15 protein-coding genes are annotated in these 25,927 nt (G+C 62.2%); 10 read left to right on the top strand and 5 right to left on the bottom strand.

The window, feature by feature from the left end:
• Positions 1-39 precede the first annotated feature (39 nt).
• The gene (locus AC1DON_RS07175) at positions 40-2,439 is read right to left on the bottom strand and encodes a TonB-dependent receptor (RefSeq protein WP_476934089.1); all 2,400 of its coding nucleotides are present in this window, start codon (positions 2,437-2,439) and stop codon (positions 40-42) included.
• Between the two features lie 355 nt (positions 2,440-2,794).
• Between AC1DON_RS07175 and AC1DON_RS07170 the strand changes: the two genes are divergently transcribed.
• From AC1DON_RS07170 to AC1DON_RS07155, 4 genes are read left to right on the top strand one after another with little or no spacing between them, the layout of a single operon-like run.
• Positions 2,795-4,168 carry a hypothetical protein gene (locus AC1DON_RS07170; RefSeq protein ID WP_476934088.1) on the top strand — a complete coding sequence of 458 codons (1,374 nt, stop codon included), beginning with the start codon at positions 2,795-2,797 and terminating at the stop codon, positions 4,166-4,168.
• Entirely contained in the window at positions 4,165-6,345 is a 2,181-nt protein-coding gene (locus tag AC1DON_RS07165; RefSeq protein ID WP_476934087.1) for an nSTAND1 domain-containing NTPase, read from the top strand. The genes AC1DON_RS07170 and AC1DON_RS07165 overlap by 4 nt, the downstream gene beginning before the upstream one ends.
• The gene (locus AC1DON_RS07160; RefSeq protein ID WP_476934086.1) at positions 6,335-8,587 is read left to right on the top strand and encodes a hypothetical protein; all 2,253 of its coding nucleotides are present in this window, start codon (positions 6,335-6,337) and stop codon (positions 8,585-8,587) included. The genes AC1DON_RS07165 and AC1DON_RS07160 overlap by 11 nt, the downstream gene beginning before the upstream one ends.
• A complete protein-coding gene (locus AC1DON_RS07155; RefSeq protein ID WP_476934085.1) occupies positions 8,584-9,534 on the top strand; it encodes a CBASS cGAMP-activated phospholipase in 951 nt (316 codons plus the stop codon). The genes AC1DON_RS07160 and AC1DON_RS07155 overlap by 4 nt, the downstream gene beginning before the upstream one ends.
• 46 nt (positions 9,535-9,580) lie before the next feature.
• On the opposite strand, the gene AC1DON_RS07150 is transcribed toward AC1DON_RS07155, so the two are convergent.
• Positions 9,581-9,847: a hypothetical protein gene (locus AC1DON_RS07150; protein WP_476934084.1), complete on the bottom strand. Its 267-nt coding sequence runs from the start codon at positions 9,845-9,847 to the stop codon at positions 9,581-9,583.
• Positions 9,848-9,959: 112 nt separating this feature from the next.
• Between AC1DON_RS07150 and AC1DON_RS07145 the strand changes: the two genes are divergently transcribed.
• The 3 genes from AC1DON_RS07145 to AC1DON_RS07135 all read left to right on the top strand — a co-directional run bounded on the left by AC1DON_RS07145 (position 9,960) and on the right by AC1DON_RS07135 (position 14,359).
• On the top strand, positions 9,960-10,646 hold the full coding sequence (locus tag AC1DON_RS07145; RefSeq protein WP_476934083.1) for an alpha/beta hydrolase: 687 nt from the start codon (positions 9,960-9,962) through the stop codon (positions 10,644-10,646).
• A gap of 158 nt (positions 10,647-10,804) precedes the next feature.
• A complete protein-coding gene (locus tag AC1DON_RS07140; protein ID WP_476934082.1) occupies positions 10,805-13,720 on the top strand; it encodes a TIM-barrel domain-containing protein in 2,916 nt (971 codons plus the stop codon).
• Positions 13,721-13,837: 117 nt separating this feature from the next.
• Positions 13,838-14,359: a hypothetical protein gene (locus AC1DON_RS07135; RefSeq protein ID WP_476934081.1), complete on the top strand. Its 522-nt coding sequence runs from the start codon at positions 13,838-13,840 to the stop codon at positions 14,357-14,359.
• A gap of 25 nt (positions 14,360-14,384) precedes the next feature.
• On the opposite strand, the gene AC1DON_RS07130 is transcribed toward AC1DON_RS07135, so the two are convergent.
• Both AC1DON_RS07130 and AC1DON_RS07125 read right to left on the bottom strand, forming a co-directional pair.
• A complete protein-coding gene (locus AC1DON_RS07130; protein ID WP_476934080.1) occupies positions 14,385-15,089 on the bottom strand; it encodes a hypothetical protein in 705 nt (234 codons plus the stop codon).
• A 68-nt stretch (positions 15,090-15,157) separates the two neighbouring features.
• Positions 15,158-15,793: a class I SAM-dependent methyltransferase gene (locus AC1DON_RS07125; protein ID WP_476934079.1), complete on the bottom strand. Its 636-nt coding sequence runs from the start codon at positions 15,791-15,793 to the stop codon at positions 15,158-15,160.
• Between the two features lie 84 nt (positions 15,794-15,877).
• Between AC1DON_RS07125 and AC1DON_RS07120 the strand changes: the two genes are divergently transcribed.
• From AC1DON_RS07120 to AC1DON_RS07110, 3 genes are all read left to right on the top strand, one after another.
• Positions 15,878-16,753 (top strand): LysR family transcriptional regulator, encoded by an 876-nt coding sequence (locus AC1DON_RS07120; RefSeq protein ID WP_476934078.1) that lies wholly within the window; start codon positions 15,878-15,880, stop codon positions 16,751-16,753.
• A 65-nt stretch (positions 16,754-16,818) separates the two neighbouring features.
• On the top strand, positions 16,819-17,286 hold the full coding sequence (locus tag AC1DON_RS07115) for a hypothetical protein (protein ID WP_476934077.1): 468 nt from the start codon (positions 16,819-16,821) through the stop codon (positions 17,284-17,286).
• A 115-nt stretch (positions 17,287-17,401) separates the two neighbouring features.
• Positions 17,402-20,608: a PAS domain S-box protein gene (locus AC1DON_RS07110; RefSeq protein ID WP_476934076.1), complete on the top strand. Its 3,207-nt coding sequence runs from the start codon at positions 17,402-17,404 to the stop codon at positions 20,606-20,608.
• Here the strand turns inward: AC1DON_RS07110 and AC1DON_RS07105 are convergent.
• Complete coding sequence (locus AC1DON_RS07105; protein WP_476934075.1) at positions 20,603-25,852, bottom strand: beta strand repeat-containing protein; 5,250 nt, start codon at positions 25,850-25,852, stop codon at positions 20,603-20,605. The two genes, AC1DON_RS07110 and AC1DON_RS07105, sit on opposite strands and share 6 nt — an antisense overlap.
• Positions 25,853-25,927 lie beyond the last annotated feature (75 nt).

Here is a 25,927-nt window from a genome sequence, read left to right as displayed (position 1 = left end):
ATCATACCGAAAGCCGCAGTGCAGCTTTCGGTATATTCCTTAAAACCGTGTCGTCAGGTTCAGGAACACCATGCGTGGCGATATCGGATAGGTGTTGTATGTGCCCGACGCGGCGCCGACCACCAGTGTGGAGGTCGCCTCGATGTCCGTCAGGTTGGTGACGTTCAGGCTCAAGCGCGCCGACTTGAGCGGCGACGCGGCCGGAAGCACGAACCGATAGCCCGCCTGCAGACCGGCCACGAAGTAGCCGTCAACGCTGAGGTCGTTGGTGTAGGTGGCAAAACGATCGCCAACATAATCGCCCGACAGCTGGAAGTCGAACTGGCCGAACTTGCCCGACAGGACCGACTTGTTCATCCATTCCGGCGAAGCGGGTACATTCTTGCCGGCCGTCTTCACGGTCGTCGCACCCGTCGAATAGTCGTTCTGATAGACAGACTTGTTGTACGACAGGGCATTGTAGAACGACCAGTTCTTGCCGAAGTGGACCGTGCCGGCCAGGTCGATACCGTCCGTCTTCACGTCGCCAACGTTAACGAGCACGGCAGCACCGGCGACCAGCGACAGGATGACCGGGGTCGGGCTGATCGACAGCAGGCGGTTCTCGAAGTCGACGTGATAGGCGCTGACCTGGCCGTCAAAGCCGGTGATCGGGCCATCGAACGTGTGGTGGAAGCGCCAGCCGGCTTCGAGCGTGGTCGACATTTCCGGCCTGGTGTTGGCCTTGAAATAGTCGAACGATGCCTGGTTTGCTTGGCTCCATGCCGAACCACCCGCACCGTAGACGATGAAGTGGCGCAGGTTCTTCTGGGCGTCGGCGAACAGCTGGTCGCTGGCCGTCACGTCCCAGACGACACCGATCTGCGGCAGGAAGCTCTCGGTCGTCTTGATCGTGCCGGTCGGATAGGCGATCGGGTTGGTGTTGGTGGTTAAGTTCTGCTGGTTGACCGGGAACCAGCCCTTGCCGGTCTGCGAGGTCGACTTGAAGCCGTACTGGACCAAAAGGTTCGGTGTCAGGCGCCACTGGTCCTGGACGTACAGGTTCAGGACCGAGATGTTGAAGCGGCCATAGTACTGGTTGAACAGCTTGCCTTCGGGGATATCGTACGGCGACAGGTCGTTATTGGCCTTGGCAAACGGATACCAGGCGCGGTGCTGGGTCGAGAACAGCTTCTCGTACCACAGGCCGGCGTCGATATCGTGGTCGCCGGTGTGCCACTTGACGGTCGACAGCAGGCCCGAACGGTTCTGCAGGTATTCGGTTGTGCGCACCGCCCAGCCCGTGCCGCCGAAGATCTGCTTCAGGCGCGCGACCTGCTGGGCCGAGGTTTCACCCGTCGGGCCCGGATAGTAGACCGAGAACAGCGCCGGCAGGCCGGCCTGGTTGATCGGACCCGCCACGATGCCGCGGCCGTAGTTGTAGTGGTAATAGACCTGGTTCGACCAACTGAGGTTCTCGCTGAAGCGATAGTCGTACCTGGCGTAGGCCAGGGCGTCTTCGCGCTGGGCAGCCGAGTGGTAGTTGGAGAAGTTGCTGCCAGCCGAGGCCGGCGGCGCGCCGGTCACCGGGTTCAGATAGGCGATGGCGGCGTCATAGTCCGGATAGAGGAAGGGACGGATGTACGGCGCCGAGGTTTCACCCGCGACGTGGACGATCGAATCTTCGTTGGGCTCGACCTTGCTCTGATAGTCGAAATAGCCGGTGAAGGTGCCTTTTTCACCGGTGCGGACGTATTTGGCATTCAACTGGTCGCCCTTCTGGTGGCCTTCGAAATCCCACGCCTTGGCGTCGTGGTGGACCAGAGAGACGTAGAGCGCATTGCCGTTGCCGAACTCGCCGGAGTCAAAACGCACAAAGGTGCGCGTCGTGTCGTAGCTGCCAAGGGTCTGGGCCAGGGTCCAGCCCCGCTCAGCCGTCGGATCGTTCGAGAAGGTCTCGATCGCGCCGCCCAGGTTCGAGGTCGAGGCGACGCCGAGGCCAGCGGCGCCCGAGGAGAACAGGACGCGGCCGACATTCTCGGACGTCACGGCGCGCGATACCGACAGGCCGTTCCAGTTGCCGTACTGCTGGTCGCCCAGCGGCACGTTGTCGAAGGTGTAGCCGAGTTGCTGCAGGCTGAAGCCGTGGACGAACAGGGTTTCGTTCTGTTCGTTATTGCCCCACGGGTCGGCGGTTTCGAACAAGACGCCCGGCAGGGTCTGGATGGCCTTCAGCGGGCTGATGCCCGGCAGCAGCTTCTGCATTTCTGAACCGGCCAGCTCGACCGACGAGCGCGTCGTCTTGTTGAGACGAACCACGACCTCTTCCGAAGCGGGCTGCGGCGCGGCATCGGCCTCAGCAGAGGTGTCAGCGGCGACGGCATGGGTGCCGCAAAAAAGGCCGAGGACGGTCGTAGTGAACAGCGCGGCCTTGAACGCGGCGCCCTTTTGGATAGGCATGGTAAACTCCCGGGGAAGACAGGAGCGTCCGCTTAAGGGTACTTCACGACACAAAGTTTGCAGTGCAGGGACAGAAATATGATGTGTTCGCAGCGCAACATAAGCCAGCAGAAGGCGGCCCCTTTACGCACGCACAACCCTGCCGCGTAAATCTCTTGCCAATTTGTAAATATGGTGAATAGATAACAACGCTATGGGGAATCCTGTGCGCCGGGCGGATCGGGTTTACGGTCCACACCGACACAACAGGCTTGGGTAGCTATGTCCGGACATAGACTATTGGGGCAAAATTCTGAAACACGTCATATATTTATACAATTCCCGCAGTGCATTAAGCGTCGAGCTTCTCAATCGTTTGCGCGCGGCGTCGCGAAAACGGGACATTATCGTCTGGTGCGATCTCGAAACACTCGATCCCGGCTTCGACGCCGAACTGGTGCGGGAGCTGCATCAGTCGGACGCCATTGTCCTGGCGGTCGGCAATGAAGGTCTCGGCCGCTACCAGGAAAAGAACGAGCTCGACCGTATCCACGACGCAATGATGGTCAACCCCAGGCGTCGCCTGGTCATTGCCTGCGTCGGCGGCGCGCCGCGACCGCCCGCATTGGAACAGTTCAATGCGTTCAGCGACCGGATGGACACGATCGCTGTCTCCGCCGACGACGCGGCGGAGGATGCGGTCTTCCTGGCCTGCGACCCCGACCTTACGCCGGCAACGCCTGACAGCCCAGAAGACGAACTGGCGCTTGACCTCATGAAGCGGTTCCGGCGGCAGAAATCCCTTGTGATCGTAATCGGTCCCTATGCCTTCGCCGAAGGCGATCGCGACCAGATGACACCGGCTACGGCCGTCAAACGGTTCGTCGATAAAAACCGGCTGGAGGGCGCGCCGCCTTGGATCGACGTCATGGGCTCGGTCGCCCATTCCATGGGTGGCGCCATCGAAGAACGGGTCGACAAGATTCTGGACGCCCTGCGCGGCGACGCGCGGCAGGACAAAAGCGGGCTCGGCGTCTATCTGCGGCTGATCGCCGCCAACTGGCAACGCACGCCCGGACTGGGCAGGCTGTTCATCATCAATACCATGCCAGACGAATGGATCGACCTGGCGCTGAGCAGCCGGAGCCTGCCGGTCGAGCATGTCAAGCTTATCCACAATAGCCAGCGCGAAAAAGGCCGGCGCGACCAGCAGGACAGCGAACGGCTGCAGATACGGCATGTCTATGTCTCACATGGCCTGCCTGCCGAAAGGGAATGCCAGGCCGACGATCCCATCCTGGAAGCGTGCCGTGTGATGCTCATCAAGCCCTTTGGCAGCGTCGCCGACGATGAAGCTGCGAAAAGGGCTGTGCTGTCCGGCGAGGACTGGCGCGGTGGCGTACAGGCCATGCCCATGCCGGCTGCGGCTACCAAGGGCATCACCTCAGCCGTCCTGTTCGTACTCGGCGCCGGCATCTTCACGCCCAACATGCAGATGCTGTTCAACATTCTCCTGCCGGCCCAGCTCGAGCAAAAGGACGAAAATCCCTACCGCTACCTGATCCACAACCCGAAGGCCGATGTCGACGACCCTCTGCATCGGATGGAAGCCTTCCAGATCCGCGACACGTCGAGCGCCAACAACTTCAGCCGGTGGGCCTGGAACACCTACCGGCTGGAAACCCGAATGCTGGACCCGCTGAAGCTGCTGGTATCGGTCGAACACTTTCTCAACAGAGCTGAGCCATGAGCGAACTGAACCCGTTCCTGGGCGCACGTCCTTACGGTCTGGCTCAGTCCGCCATGTTCTTCGGCCGCGACGCAGCGCAGCGCGAGCTGGCGCAGCTCATCCAGCTCCATCCCGTCGTCGCGGTCGTCGCGCCCTCGGGCATAGGCAAGACCTCATTGCTGCGCGCCGCCGTCATCCCGGAACTGGAAATGGATGGCCTGCTGCCGGTCTATCTGAGGCCCGACCCGCGTCCGGAAACCGAAAACGATGGCGCCCTCGCCCTCCTTGATGGCGGGTTGGAACGCGCCATAATCCGGGCGCTGACGCTTGATCCAGCCCTGGAAGCCACCTGCCTGGACCATATAGCCCGCCACTGGGGGACCCGGATATCACTTCAGGAGGCCGCGGGGATATTCAGGGGGGGCCGCCAGGGCGACGAGGGTGGCCGGGCAGAGCTGCGCGAACAGCATGTCCTGCGTGAGGCCCTGCTCGATCCCGGCAACGAGATCGTCGAACGCCTGCCCATCCTGTCGCGCTACCTTAACGGCACGATCGCCGAAGAGGCCCTGTTCGAAATCTGGAACCAGGCGGACCCTGAACTCGGCGCGGCCTTCGCGAAGAAGGCCGGCGTGGGACGATTGTCAAAGCTGCTTCGCAAACGCACGCTCGCTGCACGGCTGAAGGAAGCGCGCGCCCGGCTGGAAACGGCGGGAGGATTGCTTCCGCCTCCGCACCTCGTGAGATCCGGTAACGCCGTCGAAACCCGAGCGGTGCGGTCCGACGACGCTCCGAACCTTAAGCCTCGCGTCGCAGCGGTGCACAGCCGGGTGGAAGGGCCTGAAACACCGGGAATATCGTTTCCCCTGCTGCACGCCCTTATCCATGACAATACCGGGCCAATCCGCCTGGTCCGGCCCGATGGCGACCTGGACCTGAAGCCCCGCATCGTCATGGTAATCGACCAGTTCGAACAGATCTTCACCCTGGCCCGCCAGGAAAACCGCGAACGGCTGCTGGTGGCACTGGCTGAACTGGCGGACGCCGAACTGCCCGTCCACCTGGTTCTGGCCTTGCGCAAGGAATGGTACGCGGAACTGAACCGGCATTTCGTAACCCATCAAAGCCGCATGCCCGGGCGTTCGTTCGAAACCTTCCACCTCGATTCGGTGACGCGCAGCGAGGCCCGGCAGATTATGAAGCGGGCGCCGGAAAGCGTCGGCGCGCCGCCGATTCCCGCCGCCTCCCAGGAACGCGTCTGGGAAAATCTGCAGAATGACGGTTTCCTCGATGCCGTAACTTTGTCGGTCGCCTGCCACGAACTGTTCGAAATGGCCAGGGACCAGACCGCGCACCCCTCTGATACCGACGTCCTGACCGCCTTCGACGTCCAGACGCTCCTTACCAACTATCTCAACCGTTCGCTGCGCAAGATCGATGACGCCGGCGACGTGCTAGAGGCCATCGACATACTGGGGGAGATCGCCGGCAGCGGCATCACGCGCGATTTTGTCACGGAAAGCCGCATCGTGAACGCGCCCCTGCGCAATCCAGCGAAACGACGGCAACTTCTGGAGCGGTTGCAGCAGCTTTTCCTGATCCGGGGGGACAACCCGCGCCCCGGATCAGAGAAATTATTCGACATCATGCACGAACGGCTGATCGGCCCCGTGCGCGCCATCGTCGAGCTCAATCCCGAAGTCACCCAGTTACGCAATGCCGCAGTCCGGATCGAGCAACCCGACGCCACCAAAGCTGGCATGGATTTCGAAGACCTGCGCATCATTCTTCTTTCGTATCATCGCCTTAACCTCAGTGCCCGCGCTGCCTCCGTCGTTCTTGCCGGCCTGCTGCGCCTGGACTGGACAGACCGCGACGAGGGGCGTGTGAAAAAGCTGGCGGAGGAGTGCGGCCGCGACGATGCCGAGACATGGTACCGCGACATGCTCGAGCGCTTCGCCACCGGTGCCGGTGCGCCAGGGGCGGCCGAGATCCGCGCCGACTGGCGCCTCGAGCGCGAATGGTGGCTGACGGACGATGAGTTCCGCGCAGAAATGTTGCGGGTCGAAATGCAGCCGTTCGACGAAAGCCGCTACCTGTTGCTTATCAATACATTGCTGCGCCGAACGCCGGGCGATTTCACACGAGCCCTGGTTCACAAAGTGATTTCAACCCTCAGGAACAGCCAACATGACAGATAATCGTGCGACGGCCGGCAAATTTACGTGGTCAGCTATCAAACCGAAGCTGTCCCGGCTGTTCGACGCCCAGTCTCCGCACGTCCGGGCCAATCTTGCTGTCCTGGCCGCTGCCATGGCCCCTGATCCGGGAGCGATCGAGGAACTGGCCAAGATCGGCGTCGACGCCGTCAACGGGCTGGTCAACAAGCGTGACGGCGCGTCCGAAGTCATCGCCACCGTGCTCAGGGAACGCGAAGCCCTGAGCGTCGAGGATCGGACGGAGTTCGACAGGCTTTTTATCCGCTACCTCAGGCCGGAAGCCGACAAATGGCAAGCGAATGCGCTTGTCACACTTTTCCGGGACGAAGTGCCCATCGAGCTTGTTCCCGTCAAATATGTCGTCCGGGAGATCTTCGAAGTTTGCGGCAACATTCCAATCAATGCCCGCACACCTCAGGAAATTGCCAGCCTGCATCAACAGCGAGAACGTGTACGAGAGGTAGCGGTTGCATTAAGCCTGCCTGAACTGGAGGGGTACAAGCACCAATTGGTATCTATTGCTGCAGACAGGTTACGCGGCGAAGAAAAAGACAGGCGTAATGCCCTGACGTTCGGTCTGCTGGAGCTGTGGCCAGAGATGGCGCGCGACATACACCGCAAATCCACAAAAGACGGTAAAGCCAGCCTCGTGCAAGCCGCGCGCATGGGTCGCACCAACATCTTTCAACACATACTACCAGCCATCGGCATAACGGTTTTAACCGTTATGCTTCTTTTCGTTCTGCCTGGCTTTTGCACAGCGTTTTTACATCCCGAGGCAGAAGGATCCGGCCCGGGCAATCAGGTCGGGGCGGCAATATTCTACGGCTTAATGGTGGCCGGCATCGCCCTGGCGGCAGCTTTACCCGCAATGGTTTTCTATATTCCCACCTCTGCCCTCAGGCTGAAACCATGGATACAGGCCCAGGTCAATATCTGGTCTGTATGCCTCATGGCCATGTTACTTGCAGTGGGATGTTCGCTGGTACTACTCACCATCGATTCCAACGTACTGGCAGTTGAGGCTCTGGTCGTTTCCTTCGGACTGGCGCTGCTCGGCGGTTTTGCAACTGTGATCCTACTTCCCCTTGTTGTCCGCTTCGAGCACAGGTTCAGCCGAAACTGGTATCTCGTGAACCCTTTTACCCTGGCCGCGCCGCAACTGTTTGTATCCCTGGGTCTGCTGGTCAAGTTTCCGCTTGAAGACGGACGTGCGGTGGGAACCATATGGGTGCTGACCGTCGTCAGCGCCGTGGCGTTCTCTTCGGTTGTCTGGCGATCGGAAAAGCGCAGGGCCGGTGGCGAAGACAAAGCCCACAACGTGCCTCCTCACTATCGATATTACGGCGGCGCTATGCTGATCTGTTCGGCACTGGTTGCCGGCATCATGATCGCCCCCGCCGGCCGCCTGCTGTTTTCGGCAATATCGCCCGCCAAGGTAACGCTCGACCAGACGCATCCGGAAGCCCGGATTTCCTCAGGCGTCATTTTTAAAGTCAATTCCGACCGCCCCTTCAGTGTGAATATCGAGCAAGGCCCAGATTATCGTTTCGATCATGTCGTTTCATCCAAAAGCCCAAGTTCGGCAAAATGGGATGACAGCGATTACGTAACATCGCTCCTTCCCTCGAATGAGCATTTCAAGACACATCCAAAATTTGTATCGGCAGTGACCGTTGCCGATGGGAAGGCTGAGGTCTGTTACGACTGCTTCCAGGGAAACGGCAGTATGGGCCAGTTCATGGAAATCGTTTGGCCATTCCGAAACGCCGACCGAACGCTCGTCAAGGTCGTCCGTGGCATCCACGGTGGCGATGTCGTTCAATTCGGCAAATACTTCAGCATGAAATTAAACGCACAAGCCTGCTTGCGTGTCGGCGCCCAGACGCAGGTAAAGTTGTGGAATGTGAGCGAGGAAACTTACAACGATTTCTACGAAGAGTATTCTGTCGAATACAGCTCAGTTTCGAGTGAAACGCCCACCTGCGAAGACAATGAAATCGCCTTGGGGACTGGAAAATATCAGATTTGCTTACACGCGCTCAACGCCGCGCCGGACTGTGCCCGCGGAACCGCCTTCCCCAAGGGGGCAAACGTCAAGGGCAGCGACCGTATCGCGTTGAGAGTCATCGAGACGCCGAAGACGGATGACAATAGCGCATCGTCCAGCAAAACAACGATTGAAGACGCAAAACCCCTCTCAGAAGCGGACCTAAATCCATGACCGAAGTCCAGACTCCCGCCCCCGCGCGGCCATTCCGTATCCTCAGCCTCGACGGCGGTGGCATCAAGGGCGTATTCACCGCGGCTGTCCTGGCCGAGTTCGAAAAACAGACCGGGAAGCGCACCGCCGACTGTTTCGAGCTGATCGCCGGCACTTCCACCGGCGGCATACTGGCCATCGGCCTCGGCCTCGGCTTCAGCGCCCAGACGCTGCTCGATTTCTATCTCAAGCGCGGAGAGGTCATCTTCCCCAGCACCGCCCGCAAGCAGAGACTGGGCCGTCTGCGGCAGATCTTTGCGCCCAAGCACTCGCACACAATCCTCCGCCAGGAGCTGGAAACCATCCTGGAGGACCGGAAGTTCCACGACGCGCTCTGCCCGCTCGTCATTCCGACCTATGACGCCATTAACGGCCGCATCTACATTATGAAGACGGAACACCAGCCGCGCCTTGTCGACGAAAGGGGCGCGTTGGCTGTGGACGTGGCCCTGGCGACATCGGCGGCGCCGACCTATTTCCAGGCCGCCGCCTTTCCCGCGCACAAAAACGCCAGCTATGTCGACGGCGGCGTCTGGGCCAACTGTCCCGCCATGGTCGGACTGACCGAAGCCCTGGCCTTCTTCAACCGCTCACGCGAAGAGGTGGACATACTCAGCATCGGTACGACCGGTAGCCCATTCAATATCGCCGACCAGAGAAATGCTGGTGTCGCTGGCTGGAATGTCGGGATTATCGACCTGATGATGGCGGCGCAGGTGGAACTGGCCATGGCCCAGGCCAAACTGCTGGCCGGCGGCTTTCACCGCATCGACGTGTTGGTTGAGAAAGGCGACTTCAGCCTCGACAAGGCCGACATGGAGACCCTGTCCCGGCTTGAGGTCATGGGCAACGGGGAAGCCAGGAAGAAGGCCAATATGAGCGTGGCAAAGGATAGGTTTTTCAAGTGACGTCAAAATGCCTGCCGGTTATCAGGGCGGTGTGGACGGGGAAAGGCTACACCCGGACATCCACCGTCCGTCCGGGCGCCGTGGCCTGAACCGACGTTGTCGCGGCGGCAGATTGCGCCGCCAGGTCACCCAGCCGGCCACCGAGCGTTACCGCCTGATCGCGCGTCGGATCGCTTTCAGCCGTCACGCCGTAAGGGCCCGACTTCGGATGCGCCGGATCGATATGCTTTTTCGCATAGTCGACATCCGTACAGTTCCGGCAGGTAAAGCCGTTGACCGTCACGGGTTGAGGGTAGTCACCGCTGATCGACATTTTGTCCGCCTGTGATGTGCTTCACGATAATACGTAAGCGTGTACGGATCGGTTACAGCCGTATTGAAAAAAACTGCCAATGCGCCATGTTGGCCCGCCGCAGGAGACGCACATGACTGTTGACACCCGCACGCTTAGCGAAGGCGATGACGCCTTCCGCGTTGATGTGTACCTGCCCCCTCACCCCGCCCGGACCGTCGTCTTCGCGGCCGGGCGCGGCGGCAGTCCCCATCGTCACAGCACCTTGCTCAACCATCTCGCCGCCGGAGGGCTTGGTGTCATTGCGCCGCACTTCGAGATGATCACCTCGCCCATGGCCGGCGAGGACGACCTGAGAACGCGCATAGGCCGCCTCGAACGCGCGATCGCCGCCTTCGCGCCAGTAGGCGTGCCGCTGGTTGGCGCCGGGCATTCGATCGGCGCGAGCCTGCTTCTGGTGCTGGCGGGCGCGACGGCGTGGACGTTTTCACGGCAGGCCGTGTCGGCGCCGGCAAGGACGGAGTTCCGGCATCTTGCCCTGTTTGCGCCGCCGACGCAGTTCTTTCAAAGCCCCAGCGCGCTGGATGGCGTCGACGTGCCCGTCACGGTCTGGGCAGGGATGCGCGACGACATCACCCCGCCCGAACAGGCTCTATTTCTAAAAGACGCCATCGACGCCGAGGTCCGCTTGGTCGAGAATGCCGGCCATTTCACCTTCATGGACGACCTGCCGCCACGCGTCAGTGATTCGCATCCGGACCGTCCGGGATTCCTGGCAGCACTGGCGGAAGATGTCCTGCAACTTGCTACCGACGCTTGATTCCGTCGGCTCTGGGACATCCAAGCGCAATGATAAAGTCAGACAATTGCGCGCCTGCGGCAGACATGTTACCGGTACCTATCAAGCCGAAATAACGGCACAATGATAAGGCGCCTGGCCCCGCCGGGCAGGCGCCACAGGATGCGGAGGAAGCATATATGAAACTGTCCGTCGGTATATCGGCCCTGGCCCTTCTGGCCGCTCTCGCCACGACTGCCGAGGCCAAGACCCCGAGCGGTCTCGACGCCCGCGGTCACCTGGCCGCCGTGGCTTCCGCTTCGACAACGGGCTTTACCTTCGCCAGGATCGAAGGCGGCGTCCAGGTCCATGTCGGCGCGGTTACCAAGAATGTCATCTTCTACGGACCGAAAATTGTCCGGGTTAATACCAATCTGGGCGAGAACTACTGGCGCTACCCCAGCATCGTCATCACGGACAAACCGGACGCCATCGCGTTCGAAACACGCGAAACGGCGGCCACGCTGACGCTGGAAAGCGCATCGCTGCACGTCATCATCGACAAGGCCAGCGGCGCCATCACCTTCAAGGACGCCAAGGGCAAGGTCTATACGCAGGAAAAGCAGGCCGCACCGCAGACCCTTGAGAAGAAAGAAATCTCGAACGCGCCGACCTACGAAGCCAGCAACACCTTTACGCTGAAGCCCGACGAAGCCATCTACGGCTTTGGCTTCGTCGGCCAGGGCGAGGTCAACCGCCGCAACAAGGAGTTGCTGCTGGTCCAGACCAATATCGGCATCGTCATCCCGGTCATGGTATCGTCCGAACGCTACGGCATCCTGTGGGACACCTATTCCAAGATGCGCTTCAAGGATTCGGCCGACGGCGCGACCCTCTGGGCCGAAAGCGCGCCCGGCGGCGTCGACTATTATTTCATGGCCGGCGGTACGGTCGATGAGGTCATCCACGGCTATCGCGAGTTGACCGGCGATGCGCCCATGGTGCCGAAACAGGCGTTCGGCCTGTTCATGAGCAAGGAGCGCTACCAGACGCAGGCGCGGCTGCTGGAGGTGGCCGAGACCTTCCGCAAGGAACAGTTCCCGCTCGATTACATCGTCCAGGACTGGCAGTACTGGGGCGGCGACAAGGACGGCACCTGGAGCGGCATGACCTGGAACCCCGAGCGCTTCCCGGATCCGAAAGGCGCCGTCGACAAGCTGCACGACATGCACCTCAAGCTGATGGTATCGATCTGGCCGTCGATCGGCAACGATACCGAACTGGGTCATGAACTGGACCAGCACAAGCTGCGCTTCGAACCGCTGCACTGGATCTCAAAGAAGGCGCGCATCTACGACGCCTTTAGCCCGCTTGGCCGGCAGATCTATTTCAAGCACGTGAAAAAGGGCCTGCTCGACGTCGGTGTCGACGCCCTGTGGATGGACGGCACCGAGGTCGAGGTCGGCACCGCCGTCCACGACGCCGGGGAAACCGAGCGCGACATCAAGGGCCTCGGCGACAATGCCATGGGTGACTTCACGCGCTATCTCAACCCGTACTCCCTGATTACGACGCAGGGCACCTATGACGGCCAGCGTGCGACCAGCAACAAGCGTGCGCTGACCCTGACGCGGTCGGCCTGGGCCGGCGCACAACGGACGGCGGCGGCGTCCTGGTCGGGCGACACCTCCTCCAGTTGGAAGACCTTTGCCGAGCAGATCAATGGCGGCGTCAACGTCACCATCGCCGGGACACCCTACTGGACGCAGGACACCGGCGGCTTCTTCGTCAGGGGACAGTTTCCCGAGGGCGAGAAGAGCCCGGCCTACCGCGAGCTTTTCGCGCGCTGGACGCAGTACGCCGCCTTCAACCCCTTGATGCGCATCCACGGCACTGACATCGAACGCGAGCCCTATATCTTCAAGGACCTGGACCCGGAGGTTTACAAGTCGCTGCGGACCTCGGTCGACCTGCGCTACCGCCTGATGCCCTACATCTACAGCCAGAGCTGGCAGGTCACGCATAACAGCTACACGATGATGCGCGCCCTTCCGATGGACTTCCCGGACGACCGGGACGTTCACAATATCAACGACGCCTTCATGTTCGGACCGTCCTTCCTGGTCCATCCGGTGACGCGGCCGATGTACCGCTTCCTGCCGCCACCGGCGCAGACCATTCCGGCTTCGGCGCTGCGGACACCCGACGGCAAGCCCGGCCTGGCGGGGCAGTATTACGACGGGATGAACTTCGAAACCGCCAAGGGCAAGACCGTCGACACCACAATCGATATGCTCTGGCCTGGGCCACCGCTGACCGAAATCCCGGCGGGGCTCACCGCGCTCAACGACTTCTCTGCACGTTGGGAAGGCACGGTGATCGCGCCTGAGGACGGTGAGTACGAACTGGGCCTTGAAGGCGATGACGGCTTGCGCCTGTTCGTCGATGGCAAGCTGCTGGTCGAGGACTGGAGCATGGGCGCCGCCCGCTACCGGGGCGGCAAGGTGACGCTCAAAAAGGGCCAGAGCGTGCCGATCAAGCTGGAATACTTCCAGGGCGGCGGCAATCGCAGCCTGAGACTGGCCTGGCGCACGCCCAGCCAGATTGCCGAACTCGCCAACAACAAGGTCGAGATCGATCCCAAGATCGGCACCTACCTGCCCAAGGGCGCGACCTGGTACGATTTCTGGACGCACGAACGTTTTGACGGCGGCGAGACCGTCACAAAGACCGTACCGATGGACATCCTGCCGCTGTATGTCCGCGCCGGTTCGATCGTTCCCATGGGGCCTTTCGTCCAATACGCCACAGAGCAGCCGGGCGCCGATTATGAGGTCCGCGTCTATCCCGGCGCTGACGGCAAGTTCACCGTCTACGAGGACGACAACGAGACCTACAACTACGAAAAGGGGCAGTACGCCACCTACGACATGGTCTGGAACGACAAGTCCCGGACCCTGACCATCGGTGCGCGCAAGGGCAGCTATCCCGGACTGACAAAGACCCGCAAGCTGAACTTCGTCCTCGTGGCGCCAGCCAATGCCACGGCCGTCGCACAGGCGTCCGCGACGCGGTCAGTCGTCTATGACGGCAAGGCGGTCTCGCTGAAATTCTGACCCGCAACCAACAGGCGCGCCTTGCGAAAGGCGCGCCTGTCATATCCGGCATGAATTTTATTTAATTTCCGCTTGCGGACAATCGGGGTTAGCCATGGAGGGCACAGGAGAACACCGATGAAATCGCTATGGCTGGCATCCCTGCTCATGTTTCCCTGCGCCGCCCTGGCCCAGACGCCGCCGCCCGCACCGCCCTCGGGCTGCACCTCGGCCGAAAGCCGCCAGTTCGACTTCTGGGTCGGCCGGTGGGAGGTTTACCCCGTCGCAAAGCCCGACACAAAGATTGCCGACAGCCTGATCGAAAAGCTCTACGACGGCTGCGCCGTGCGTGAAAACTGGATGCCGCTGAAAGGCTCGGGCGGCGGCAGCCTGAACGCCTATGTCGCCGACAAGGGCCAGTGGCGCCAGACCTGGCTCGACGGCTCAGGCGTCTTCGCCGACTTCTCCGGCGGATGGACCGGAACGGCCATGGTCATCGAAGGCACATGGCCCCAGCCCGGCAAGCCGGAGCAGACCACGCGCATGACCTACACGCCGCAACCTGACGGCAGCGTGCGCCAGACCGGCGAGACTTCGGACGACCACGGCAAGACCTGGCAAGCCAGTTTCGATCTGCTGTACCGCAAGGCGAAGACCTAAAGCATTTGCCGCGTCGCCAATAAAACTACAGCGTTTCGGCCAGGTCCCTGAGCCGGCCCGGCGCGTCGTCTTCGATCGGTTCGCCGTGCGACATGATGATCCGCCTGAGGCCGGGCTCACGGGCCCAGGTCAGGAGCTGGCCGCGCAGGACCTCCTTTTCCTTCAGGCTCATCTTGATCGGCACCGGTATGTGGGGTTCGTGTCCGGCAAAGCCTGTGATCCTCAGGACAAAGCCGGAATCGTGCGGCATGTTGCCGATAATGTCATTGACGATCAGCGTTGTCCCCGCTGGCCGGCGTACGATCAGTGCCGCCTCGTGGCCCGACATGCCCTGGACGGTAACGAAACGCACGCTGTCGTCGCCGAAGTCGGGATCCGTGGCATCGACATGGACGACCTTGTCGGCGGCCTTCTGCGCGCCCGACGGCGCCACGACCTTGATGTCGGGATAGCGGTCCTTCCAGATACCGGCATCCATGCGGTGCAGGTCGCCGGGGATGATCAGCCAGGCCGGACGGCCCTCAGCCTCCAGCAGCTTCATCTGTGGTTCGTCGAGCGCGATGGCGCTGTAGATGACCAGGTCGCCGCTGTTCAGCCGCACAACCGTCATACGGCGTTCGAGCGGCGTCAGCGGCATGTGCAGTTCGCCGGTGACGGTCCAGATTCCATCGTCTGCGCGGGTCAGGCGGCCGTGCGGCAGGACGGTCCAGTCTTCGAGTATCTTGGGCATGATAGACCTCCAGGGAGGCTGCCAAGTCTAGCGACGCGCGTGCAAGTTTTCGATGCGGCGGCGCAGCTCTACGCCTTTCGCGCCACGATAAAGGGCCGCGTGTCCTTGCCCTTGGTGCCGTGACGGGCCACCTCGACGATCTCGAAACCTTCCGCTGCTATCGCCGCCTCAAGCTGCCGCGCCGTAAAGAACGACACTTCGGGCGCCTTGCCAAACAGCTTCATGACCGGGATGGCGGCGCGGATCATCGGGCTCATATCGCTCAGGCACGGCGTCTTGGAGATGAACAACCCGCCCGGCCTGAGCAGGCGCCGGGTGCGCCACAGGCTGTCCTTCAGGTTCCGCATGAGATGCAGCGCGTTGAAGGCCAGCACGACATCGAAGGCGTCGTCGGGATAGTCGAGCTGCTCCAGCGCCGCGCGGACGAATTCCAGCCTGCCGTCCGGGGCGCCGCCCTGCTTCTCGCGCGCTATGGCGATCATCTCCGCCGAAATATCGCTGGCGATCATCGATCCCGTGGACGGCGCAAGCCTGAGGGCCGTTGAGCCTGTACCGCAGCCGAATTCCAGCACGGCGTCGGTCGCCTTCAGGTAGTCCTTCGTCCGCGTAAGCGTGCGCTCATAGCCGGCTTGATCTGAGATCGTTTCGGCGGCGTATTTGCGCGCCATGCGGTCCCAGAATCGGGCGTTTTTTTGGATGCTCATCGATATCCCCTCGTCCCGGCACGAATAGCATATGCGCAGAACAAGGAAATTGCGGAAAATCGTACATGCTTTATGCATGTACGCATGAGCGATCTCGACTGGAACCAGCTGCGTGCCTTTTACACCACCGCCGTTGCGGGGTCTCTGTCAGCGGCGGCGCGCGAAATCGGCCTGACGCAGCCGACCCTGTCGCGCCAGATCGCGGCGCTGGAAGACAGCCTCAAGGTGACGCTGTTCGAACGGATCGGCAAGCGGCTGATCCTGACCGAGACGGGTCACAAGCTGATGGAGCATGCACGGGTCATGGGCGACGCAGCGGCGACGACGCGATTGTCGGCCTCGGCCCAGGCCACGACGGTCGAAGGCCCTGTCAGCATTTCGGCGACCGACGGCTATGCGGCGTGGCTGCTGCCCGACATGATCGCGCGCATCCGCGAAACCGCGCCGCAGATTACCGTGACGATCATCTCGTCCAACAAGCTCAGCGACCTCAGGCGGCGCGAAGCCGACATTGCCCTGCGTCACCTCAGGCCGGTAGAGCCGGAACTGATCGGCCGACTGGCGCGGTCGTCGGCGACCGGCCTTTACGCCAGCCGGGGATGGGTAGAGCGCCACGGGATGCCGCGCACCCCCGCAGACGTCGTCCCGCACCTGATCGGCTTTGACGATACCGAAGCCTTCACGGCCCACCTGCGCAGCCTGGGCGTGCCGGTGGAAACCTCTGACATCCGCCTGATCTCGGGCAATTCGGTCGTCGTCTGGGAGATGGTCCGGCGGAACCTGGGTGTCTGCATGATGCTGGAGGAAATCGCCAGCCGGTCACCGGACATGGTCCGCGTCCTGCCCGACCTGCCGCCGTTCGAAGTACCGTTGTGGCTCGTCACCCACCGCGAACTGCGTACCAGCCCGCGTATCCGGCTGGTCTTCGACATCCTGATCGATGAACTGGCGAAGCTGTAAGGCGTCACCACATTAGCGGTTTCGCAAGGAAAACGCGGTTATAAAGCCAGTTGGGGAGTGTGTGTATGCGTCCAGAGTATAACGCCAGACTGACCTTCATGGCCAATGCCGAGCGCAGGATCATCATCCTGCGGCCGATCGGCGACCTGTCGGCACGCGAATTTATCGACCAGGCATTCGAACATTATGCCCGGATCGATGCACCGTGGACCTATAACCGCCTGACCGATGTCCGGCGCTTCACCGGCTATCTCAGCGATAAGGACCTGACCGAAATGGCCGCGCGCTGGCGCGACCTGACGGAAGGCCACGACTACCACGCCCACGTCGCCGTCGTGTCTCTCGATATTGTCGACCGCGTGCGTATCCCGGCCGTCTCGCCAATGTTCCCCAATGAGACCATCTGCATGTTTTCGGACTATCACGAAGCCATGGGCTGGCTCTCCGCCGCCAACCGCACGCAATACCTGTCCGGGCTTGGCCCGCTGGCCGCCAGCCGTCACGGCGACGACGATACCCTGCGCATCGACTAAGGCGGCGCCCGCCTCGATCCTTATTGGAAACTTATGGGCGGCTCACATAATACTACGCTTTTGATGAGTGATTCCAGCGGGTAACCGGTCGCTCATGTGGCCGGGGCGTGAGTTTATGCAGTCAGCAGTATCGGAGGCGGATGCCTATGTCGCCCTGCTTCGCACCAGGGGCGGTGAAACCGGCGCCCTGATCGCCGGGCGCGACTGGACAGGCACCTCGATCGGCCCCATCGATACCTGGCCCCAATCACTGCGCACGGCGCTCAGCCTGCTCCTCATGTCGCCCGTGCCCATGGTCCTGCTGTGGAACGAAGACGGCGTGATGCTCTATAACGACGCCTATTCGGTGTTTGCCGGCGGCCGCCATCCGCAACTGCTGGGCTCAAAGGTGCGCGAGGGCTGGCCCGAAGCCTCGGACTTCAACGACAATGTCATGACCGTCGGGCTGTCGGGCGGGACGCTTCAGTACAAGGACCAGGAGCTGACCCTCTACCGGTCGGGCGCGCCCGAACAGGTGTGGATGAATCTCGACTATTCGCCGGTCTTCGCCGAGGATGGCCAGCCCGCCGGGGTCATCGCCATGGTCGTCGAGACCAGCGATCGCGTCCGCGCCGAACGCCGCGCCGCTGAACAGCACGGGCGTCTTGAAACCATGCTGCAGCAGATGCCGGGCTTCGCAGCCATCATCAACGGCCCGGAGCACGTCTTTTCCTACGTCAACAATGCCTATCGCGAGATCGTCGGTCCGCGCGATTTCGTCGGACGGCCTCTGCGCGATGTCTTGCCGGACCTCGCGGGCCAGGGCTTTTTTGAATTGCTGGATGAGGTCTATGCCACCGGCACCCCCTATGTCGCCCGCGCCGTACCGGTCCAGCTTGATCGTGAAAACGGCGACCGCTACGTCGATCTGCTTTACGAACCCATTCGCGATGCCGATGGCAAGGTCAACGGGATCTTCATCGGCGGCTATGACGTCACCGAAGCCCAGCGTGCGGCCGAGCGCATCGCCCTGGCGCTCGATTCCGGCACCATTGTCGGTACCTGGGTGTGGGATATCACGGACGACCTGTTCACCGCCGACGAACGCTTCGCGCGCACCTTCCGCATCGACGCGGCGAGTCTGCGCAAAGGCATGGCCATCAACGAAGTCAAGCAGGCGATCCACCCGGACGACATACCGAAGGTCGAGTTCCGCCTTGGCGAAGCCATGGCGCGCGGCGGACCCTATGTGGCCCAGTACCGCGTCGGCAATGGCGACAACTGGCTATGGATCGAGGCCAATGGCCGGGTCGAGATGAATGCGCAAGGCATGCCTGTCCGCTTCCCCGGCGTGCTGATCGACATCGACGCGCGCAAACGGACCGAGGTCCTGCTCGAAAACGCTCGCGAACAGCTTGAGCTGGCCCAGATCGCCGGCGGCATCGGCGTCTTCGCCGTCGCCACCGGATCGGACGTCCTGGTCGCCTCGCCCGAATTCTGCAAGATCTTCGGCCACGAGGTCCGCGCCACCATTCCCACAGCCGAACTGGAGGCGCAGGTTTTCGAGGAGGAACGCAGCGTCCATTCAAACGTCGACACCCGCATCGACGGCACCGCGCCGCTCGACGTCACCTATCGCATCGTGCGCAAGGGCGACGGCGTCGTGCGCTGGATCGGCCGCCGCGCCCAGTTCGTCCGCGACGCCGACGGCCACGTTACCCAGATGATCGGGATCGTCCAGGACATCACCGACCGCCGTCGCGCCGAAATCGACCTCATGGAAAGCCAGGCGCACCTGGCGCTGATGGTCGAAAGCGCCCAGGAATACGCCATCATCTCGATCTCGCCCGACGGCGTCATCACCAGCTGGAATTCCGGCGCAGAGCGCGTCTTCGGCGGGACCGCGGCCGAGATGACCGACCAGCCATTCGCGATCCTGTTCACACCCGAGGACCGCGCCGACGGTACGCCCGAACGCGAACTGAAGGCCGCGCGCACCACCGGCCGATCAATCGACCAGCGCTGGCATGTGCGCAGAGACAACGATCGCTTCTACGCCAACGGCATCACCTCGGCCATGTTCGACCATGACGGCCGGCTGACCGGCTTCACCAAGATCGCACGCGACATGACGGCCGAACGGCTGGCGCACGACAACCTGGTCGCCGCCCGTGACGCCGCCGAGGTCGCCAACATCGCCAAGAGCGAGTTCCTGGCCAATATGAGCCACGAGATCCGCACGCCGATGAACGCCATTATCGGCCTGTCGAACCTTCTGGCCATGAGCCAGCCCCTCAGCCCCAAACAGCGCCAGTTTGTCTCAACGCTGCAATCGAGCGCAGATTCGATGTTGGACCTGGTCAATGACCTGCTCGATATCTCCAAGATCGAAGCGCGCAGCGTCGAACTGGAGACCATCCCGTTCAGCCTCACGCGTCTCGTCCAGGAGGTCGTATCGATGATGGCCGTGCGCGTGCGTGAAAAGGGGCTGCAGTTCACCGGCGATGGCGAATGCGTCGAAAACCGCACCTTCATCGGCGACCCGACGCGCATCCGCCAGATCATCGTCAACCTGTGTTCCAATGCCGTCAAGTTCACCGACAAGGGCGGGGTCCACGTCGCCATCACCTGCGCGGCGACCGACGATCCGTCGGTCGAAACCGTCTGCATCCAGGTCAAGGACACCGGCATCGGCATCCCCGCCGACAAGCTGGACAGCATCTTCCAAAAGTTCACCCAGGCCGACTCAAGCGTCACGCGGCGGTTCGGCGGCACGGGCCTGGGGCTGGCCATCACCCGCACCCTGACCGAAATCATGGGCGGCACGATCACGGTCGAAAGCGTCGAGCACTGGGGCTCGGTCTTCACGGTCTGCCTGCCTCTGCGGCTGGCGGAGGACGTGGTGAGCGACGAAGCGCCGCGCCTGCCCATGAGCGTGGCGGACAAGCCGGACACCAAGCCGACCCAACGCGTCCTGCTGGTCGAGGACTATGAGCCCAACGTCCTGGTGGCGCAGACCTTCCTGGAACAAATGGGCTATGGCGTCGATATCGCCGCGACCGGCCTTGAGGCTTTGACCCTGGCCCGCCAGGGCGGATATGCCGCCATCGTCATGGACGTTCAGATGCCGGGTATGAACGGCTTTGAGGCGACGCGCCTGATCCGCGCCTTCGAGACAGAGACAAACACGCCGCGCGTGCCGGTCGTCGGCATGACGGCGCATGCCCTGGCCGGCGACCGCGAACGCTGCCTGGCGGCAGGCATGGACGACTATATCGCCAAGCCGTTCAACCCGACCCAGTTGGAAGACGTCATCCGCACCGCGACGCGCGAGCGGTTATAGGAAGCTTCCGTCGTCGAAGCTCAGCCTGTTTTCATATGCGCCATAGACCAGGTAGTGGGTCAGTGGGTTGATGCCAGCCGCCGCGACATCGGCATAGGCCTTCAGGTAGTCGCTGGTGTCGAAAGCACCTGACGGATCACGCCCCTCTTTCCAGCCAAACCGGTTATAGTGCTCGAACGGATTGACGCCGGCGGCCGCGACGTCGGCATAGGCTTCCAGGTAGCCCCAGGTGTCGAAGAAGGCGTTCGGATCGCGCCCTTCCTTCCAGCCGAACCGGTTGTAGTGCGTCAGCGGATCGACGCCGGCAGCGGCGACATCAGGATTGGCCAGCAGGTAGTATTCACTGTCAAAACCGTTCCGCGCAATATCTTCCCCGATCGCAGCATAGGCTTCGCGGCCTTCGAAGCGGCCGGTTTCCAGATAATGAGCAAACGGGTTGACGCCCGAGGCGGCGACATCGGGGTTGTGCTGCAGGTACAGCCGGGTATCGAAGTCGACAGAGGGATCGCGGCCTTCGCGCCAGCCCACCTTGTCGTAGTGCGTCAGCGGATCGATCCCCGCCTTCCTGGCGTCGGGATTGGCCATCAGGTAGGCCTTGGTCGAGAAGAAGGCATTGGGATCGCGACCTTCGAACCAGCCCAATCCCGTATAGTCGGCGTCCGGATCGCTACCGGTCTTGAACACCTCAGGATACTTTTCCAGGTAAAAGAGGTCATCGACCAGCGCGTTGCTGTCGACGATATCCACCACGCCGTCGGAAAAGACCAGCCGTTCGACACCGCTAAGCGTATCGACACCATCGGGGCCGCTGACCGTCAGCGACGTCGTTGTCCGGTCCAGCAGACTGGCCTGCGCCAGCGTGTAGTTGAAAACGGCCGTATCAATACCAGCGCCGCCGGCAAGAACATCATCACCGTCACCACCGCTCAGGGTATCGGCGCCCGCCATGCCGTCGAGGATGTCGTTTCCGGCATCCCCGGTCAGGCTGTTGTTGAGGCTATTCCCGGTCAGTGTTCCGGGGTTGCCGTAAGCGTTCAGTTCGGCATTCTCGATATTGTCGCCCAGGGTATAGTTGCCGAAGGCCAGGACCTTGTCCGTCCCCTCATTGGCCAGTTCGACAAAGGCCGGTGCCGGGACAAATGACTGCCCGAAGTAATAATAGGTGTCGTTGCCTGTGCCGCCGACAAGACTGTCATAGCCACTCAGCGTATCGTCGCCCGCGCCGCCGTTCAGCGTGCCGTAGCCGGAAATATAGTCATTCCCTGCGCCGCCCGACGCGTCCATACGCGCTGCATAGTAATACGTCGAGATGACATCGTCGCCGTCACCGCCGGAAACGGTCGTGACCACACCGGCCATGTTGCCCAGGGCCGTCAGTTCATCATCGCCGCTTCCGCCATCGATCACCTTGCCGGCGGCCACAACAAAGTCATCGCCCGCGCCACCGTCGATGTGGGTGCTCATGCCGTTGGAATAGATCTCGTCGTCCCCGGCCCCGCCATTCACTGTGTCCGCCTGGTCGGTCAGCCAGCCATAGAGCGTGCCATCGTCTCCGGACAGGGTGTCGTTGCCCGCCCCACCGTCCACATTGTCATTGCCCGCGCCGCCATAAAGCACATCGGCGCCGTCGTCACCGGAGACCGTGTCGTTGCCGCCGTCGCCGTTGATCAGGTCGCCCCCCGCGCTCCCGGCCAGGGCATCATTGCCATTGCCGCCCAGCAGGCTGTCCACGCCGTCACCGCCGTCGAGGCTGTCGTCGCCTGCGTCACCCAAAAGGGTATCGTCCCCGCCACCACCGGACACCGTGTCATTGCCGTCCTGACCGTAGATTAGGTCGCCGTCCGTCTCGCCATACAGTTGGTCGCCACCGCCGCCGCCCTTGACGGTGTCACTGCCGCTGCCGGCCAGGATCGTGTCGTTGCCACCCTTGCCGTCCATGGAGTCGCCATCGGCCGTGCCGGTCAGGCTGTCAGGACCGTCGCCGCCCGTCAGCGCAGACATGATTTTGAGGTCCGACAAGGCGATCGTCTGGTCGTTGAAGCGGACATATTCGATGCCGCTGACCGCAACATTATATGTGCCGCCTGTCACCCACAACGCGCTGTCACCCAATACGCTGACAAAGCCGGCGCGATTTGCCGCGACGACCAGCGTGTCGCTGCCATTCCCGCCGATGGCCGTGCCGCTGGAGCCAGCCGTCAGGACATCATCGCCATCACCACCGTCCAAGGTATCGCTGCTGTTATCGCCGTAGCTTGAGCCGCTGTAGAGGTTGTCATTACCCTCCCTGCCCTGGATATGGTTGTCCGCCCCATTTCCCGTGATGGTGTCGGCCATGGCCGAGCCGACGATGTTCTCGATGCTGTTAACGGAAAGGCCGAGATTAAGTGAGGCGCCATAGCCTGCATCGTGCAGGTCCAGCGTGTCATTGCCGGCGCCGCCATCTATCATGTAGTAGGAAGACGCCCCGTAATAGATCAGGTCGTCGCCATCGCCCCCGATGAGGGTGTCGTCGGACAGTGCGCCCTGGATGGTGTCGTTGCCCGCGCCGCCGTCGAGACGTTCGCGGCCACTGCCGGCTTCGATCAGGTCGTCGCCGTCGCCGCCACTGAGCGAATCGTCACCGTCGCCGCCAAGCAGCGTGTCTCGGCCCGTACCACCGTCGATTTCATCGCCGCCCGCGCCGCCCGTCAGACTGTCATTGCCGGCGCCGCCCAGCAGGATGTCATTGCCGTCGCCGCCCGACACCGTGTCCGCACCGTCACCGGCCACGATGGAATCGTCCCACGCGCCGCCGGACAGGACATCGCCAGCCGCCGTTCCGGTATACACGCTGCCGGTCTGTGCCAGGTCGATGAGGCCGTGGCCCTGCAGAAAGACCTGCTCGACATTCCGGATGATTTCGGTCGTCCGCGCGGCATTGTAGGACCACGGATACCCGCGCGTCACGAAGGCGTAGCCATCCGATCCGCCCAAATTCACGATCGAGGTGCTGCTGCGGTTGTAGGAGGCGTTGGCTGCATTGGCATAGTCATTGCCGTCGCCGCCATCGAGCGTATTATTGCCTTCGCCGCCATAGAGCGTGTCATCGCCCGCGCCCCCCTGCAGCAGGTCGGCCACGGAGTTGCCGCCCAGAGTATCGTTGCCATCACCCCCTCTGAGCGTCCCGGAACCGCCCACCACGTCATTACCGTCGCTGCCATCCAGCGTCACCTGCCAGCTGCCATAGCCACCCGTAACGCTGTCGTCGCCCGCGCCTCCATCGGCGCTGGACGCCGGTGAAGGCTGGGAACTACTGTTCAGCAAGATCGTGTCGTTGCCCAGTCCACCGGAGAGCGACGACCCGGAGCCGTCGATACTGTCATTGCCGTCGCCGCCGTCGATCGTGTTGCGGCCATTGCCGTCCGACAGGCGATCGTTACCCCCGCCGCCGTTGATGCTGTCTGCCCCCATGCCGCCATAGACGACGTCGTCGCCGTTGCCGGCACTAATGGTGTCATTGCCGGCTGCGCCGTCGATATAATCGCTGTAGGCCGTGCCGGTCAGGCTGTCGGCCGCCGCCGTGCCGGTAATGATCTCACCAAACCCCGCCGTCGCCACATCGATGACGGTATCGCTGAACTGGATAGTCTCCACGCCACCGATCGTCACGGCCAGGCTCATATCATAGCCATAGCGAAGGGCCAGGATGTCGCCGCCGCTGCGAACCAGGGTGACGTTGCTGAGCACTTGCTGGAAGATGGCTATATCGTTGCCCAATCCGCCCAGGATCAGCGAAGAGGATTCTGCTGTGATCCTGTCGTCGCCATCGCCGCCATCCAGTGTGCCATGCGCCGACAGGACGTCATTGCCTTCTCCGCCGCTCAGGCTGGAGACATCGTAGTAACCCCAGGTTCCGTCGGCGGAGGTCATCAGCGTGTCATCGCCCGCGCCACCGATGATCGTATCGAAAACTCCACCGGAGTGGACGTAGTCGTTGCCATCGCCGCCGACTATGTAATCACTGTCGCCATTACTGCCGTAAATTCGGTCGTCGCCGTTGCCACCATCAAGCGTATTTGGGCCCAGGTCGACGGGCCAGACGAACCCGCCCGTCAGCGTGTCGTTGCCGTCTTCACCGTAAATGGCGTCCGGTGTCGTCGGGCGGCCGGAAGAATAGCTGTAGGTTTGGCCGCTCAGGACATCGGCGCCATCTCCACCATAAATCGTCCCGGAGCCATAGATGGTATCATTGCCGATGCCGCCGTGGAGGGTGTTGGTCCCCAGGTCGTCATCTATGAAGTCCGCGCCTTCACCGCCTGTAAGCGAATCGTCACCCAGTCCGGCCCGGATCGAGTCATTGCCATCGCCGCCATCGATCGTGTCATTGCCGGCCTTGCCATCGAACCAGTCGGCATAGATCGTGCCGGTCAGGCTGTCACTGCCGGCTGTACCTTCGCTCAGATTACCGACGGTGCTATGGCTAAGGATGATGTCGCCACCGTCGAAACGCACGGCTTCGACGCCGCTGATCGCCGTACGATTGCCGCCGTACGTCATAGCCACATAATCGCTTCCGGCATTGAGCAGCGCGTAGGTGTCCTGCGCGCCGTAGAAGTCGATCGTATCATTGCCGGCGCCACCGATGAGCGTCGCCTCGCCCCACTGCTGGCTGTGGATCAAATCGTTGTCCGCACCCCCATCGACCGTATTGCTGCCGTAGTAGTTCGACGTCAGGACGTCGGCGCCGTCACCCCCGCTCAACAAGCTGCTCGATCCGTAGCCGACGATCGTGTCATTGCCCGCGCCGCCAGACACGTCGCCATAACCGCGCAGGGAGTCGTCACCGTCGCCACCGGTCAGCGTATTCTCGTAGCCATAACTGTTGAGCGTGTCGTTGCCGGCCCCGCCGTCCATCAGCCCCTGGCTGCCGCCCCACGCCTGCAGGTCGTCATTACCGTCGCCGCCCAGCACCGTGGTATAGTTGCCCGAGCTGTAGAGCGTGTCGTTGCCGGTGCCGCCATCGACATAGCCCTTGGCGCGGAGATAGTCGTTGCCATCCTCGCCGTAAACGGCATTGGTTTCGGTGTAGCTGTAAAAGTCGCCGTAGTCGGCCAACGTGTCGTTGCCGTCCCCGCCCCACAGTGTGTCATTGCCCTGCCACGCCGTTACGCTGTCATTGCCGCCCAGCGCGCTGACGCTGTCGTCGCCGGTCGTGTCCGACAGGGTGTCGTTGCCCGGCGTGCCGGTGATGATATTGGCCATGATAGTCCCCCCCAGAAGTCGTAAGCTGTACTCAGCAGTCTGAAACGCGCGGTGTCCGCACTCCTAACCTGACAA

The sequence above is a fragment of the Asticcacaulis sp. P4_H10 genome (assembly GCF_056400965.1).
The sequence above is the reverse complement of the archived record's forward strand: the minus strand, read 5'-3'. Positions and strand labels throughout refer to the sequence as shown.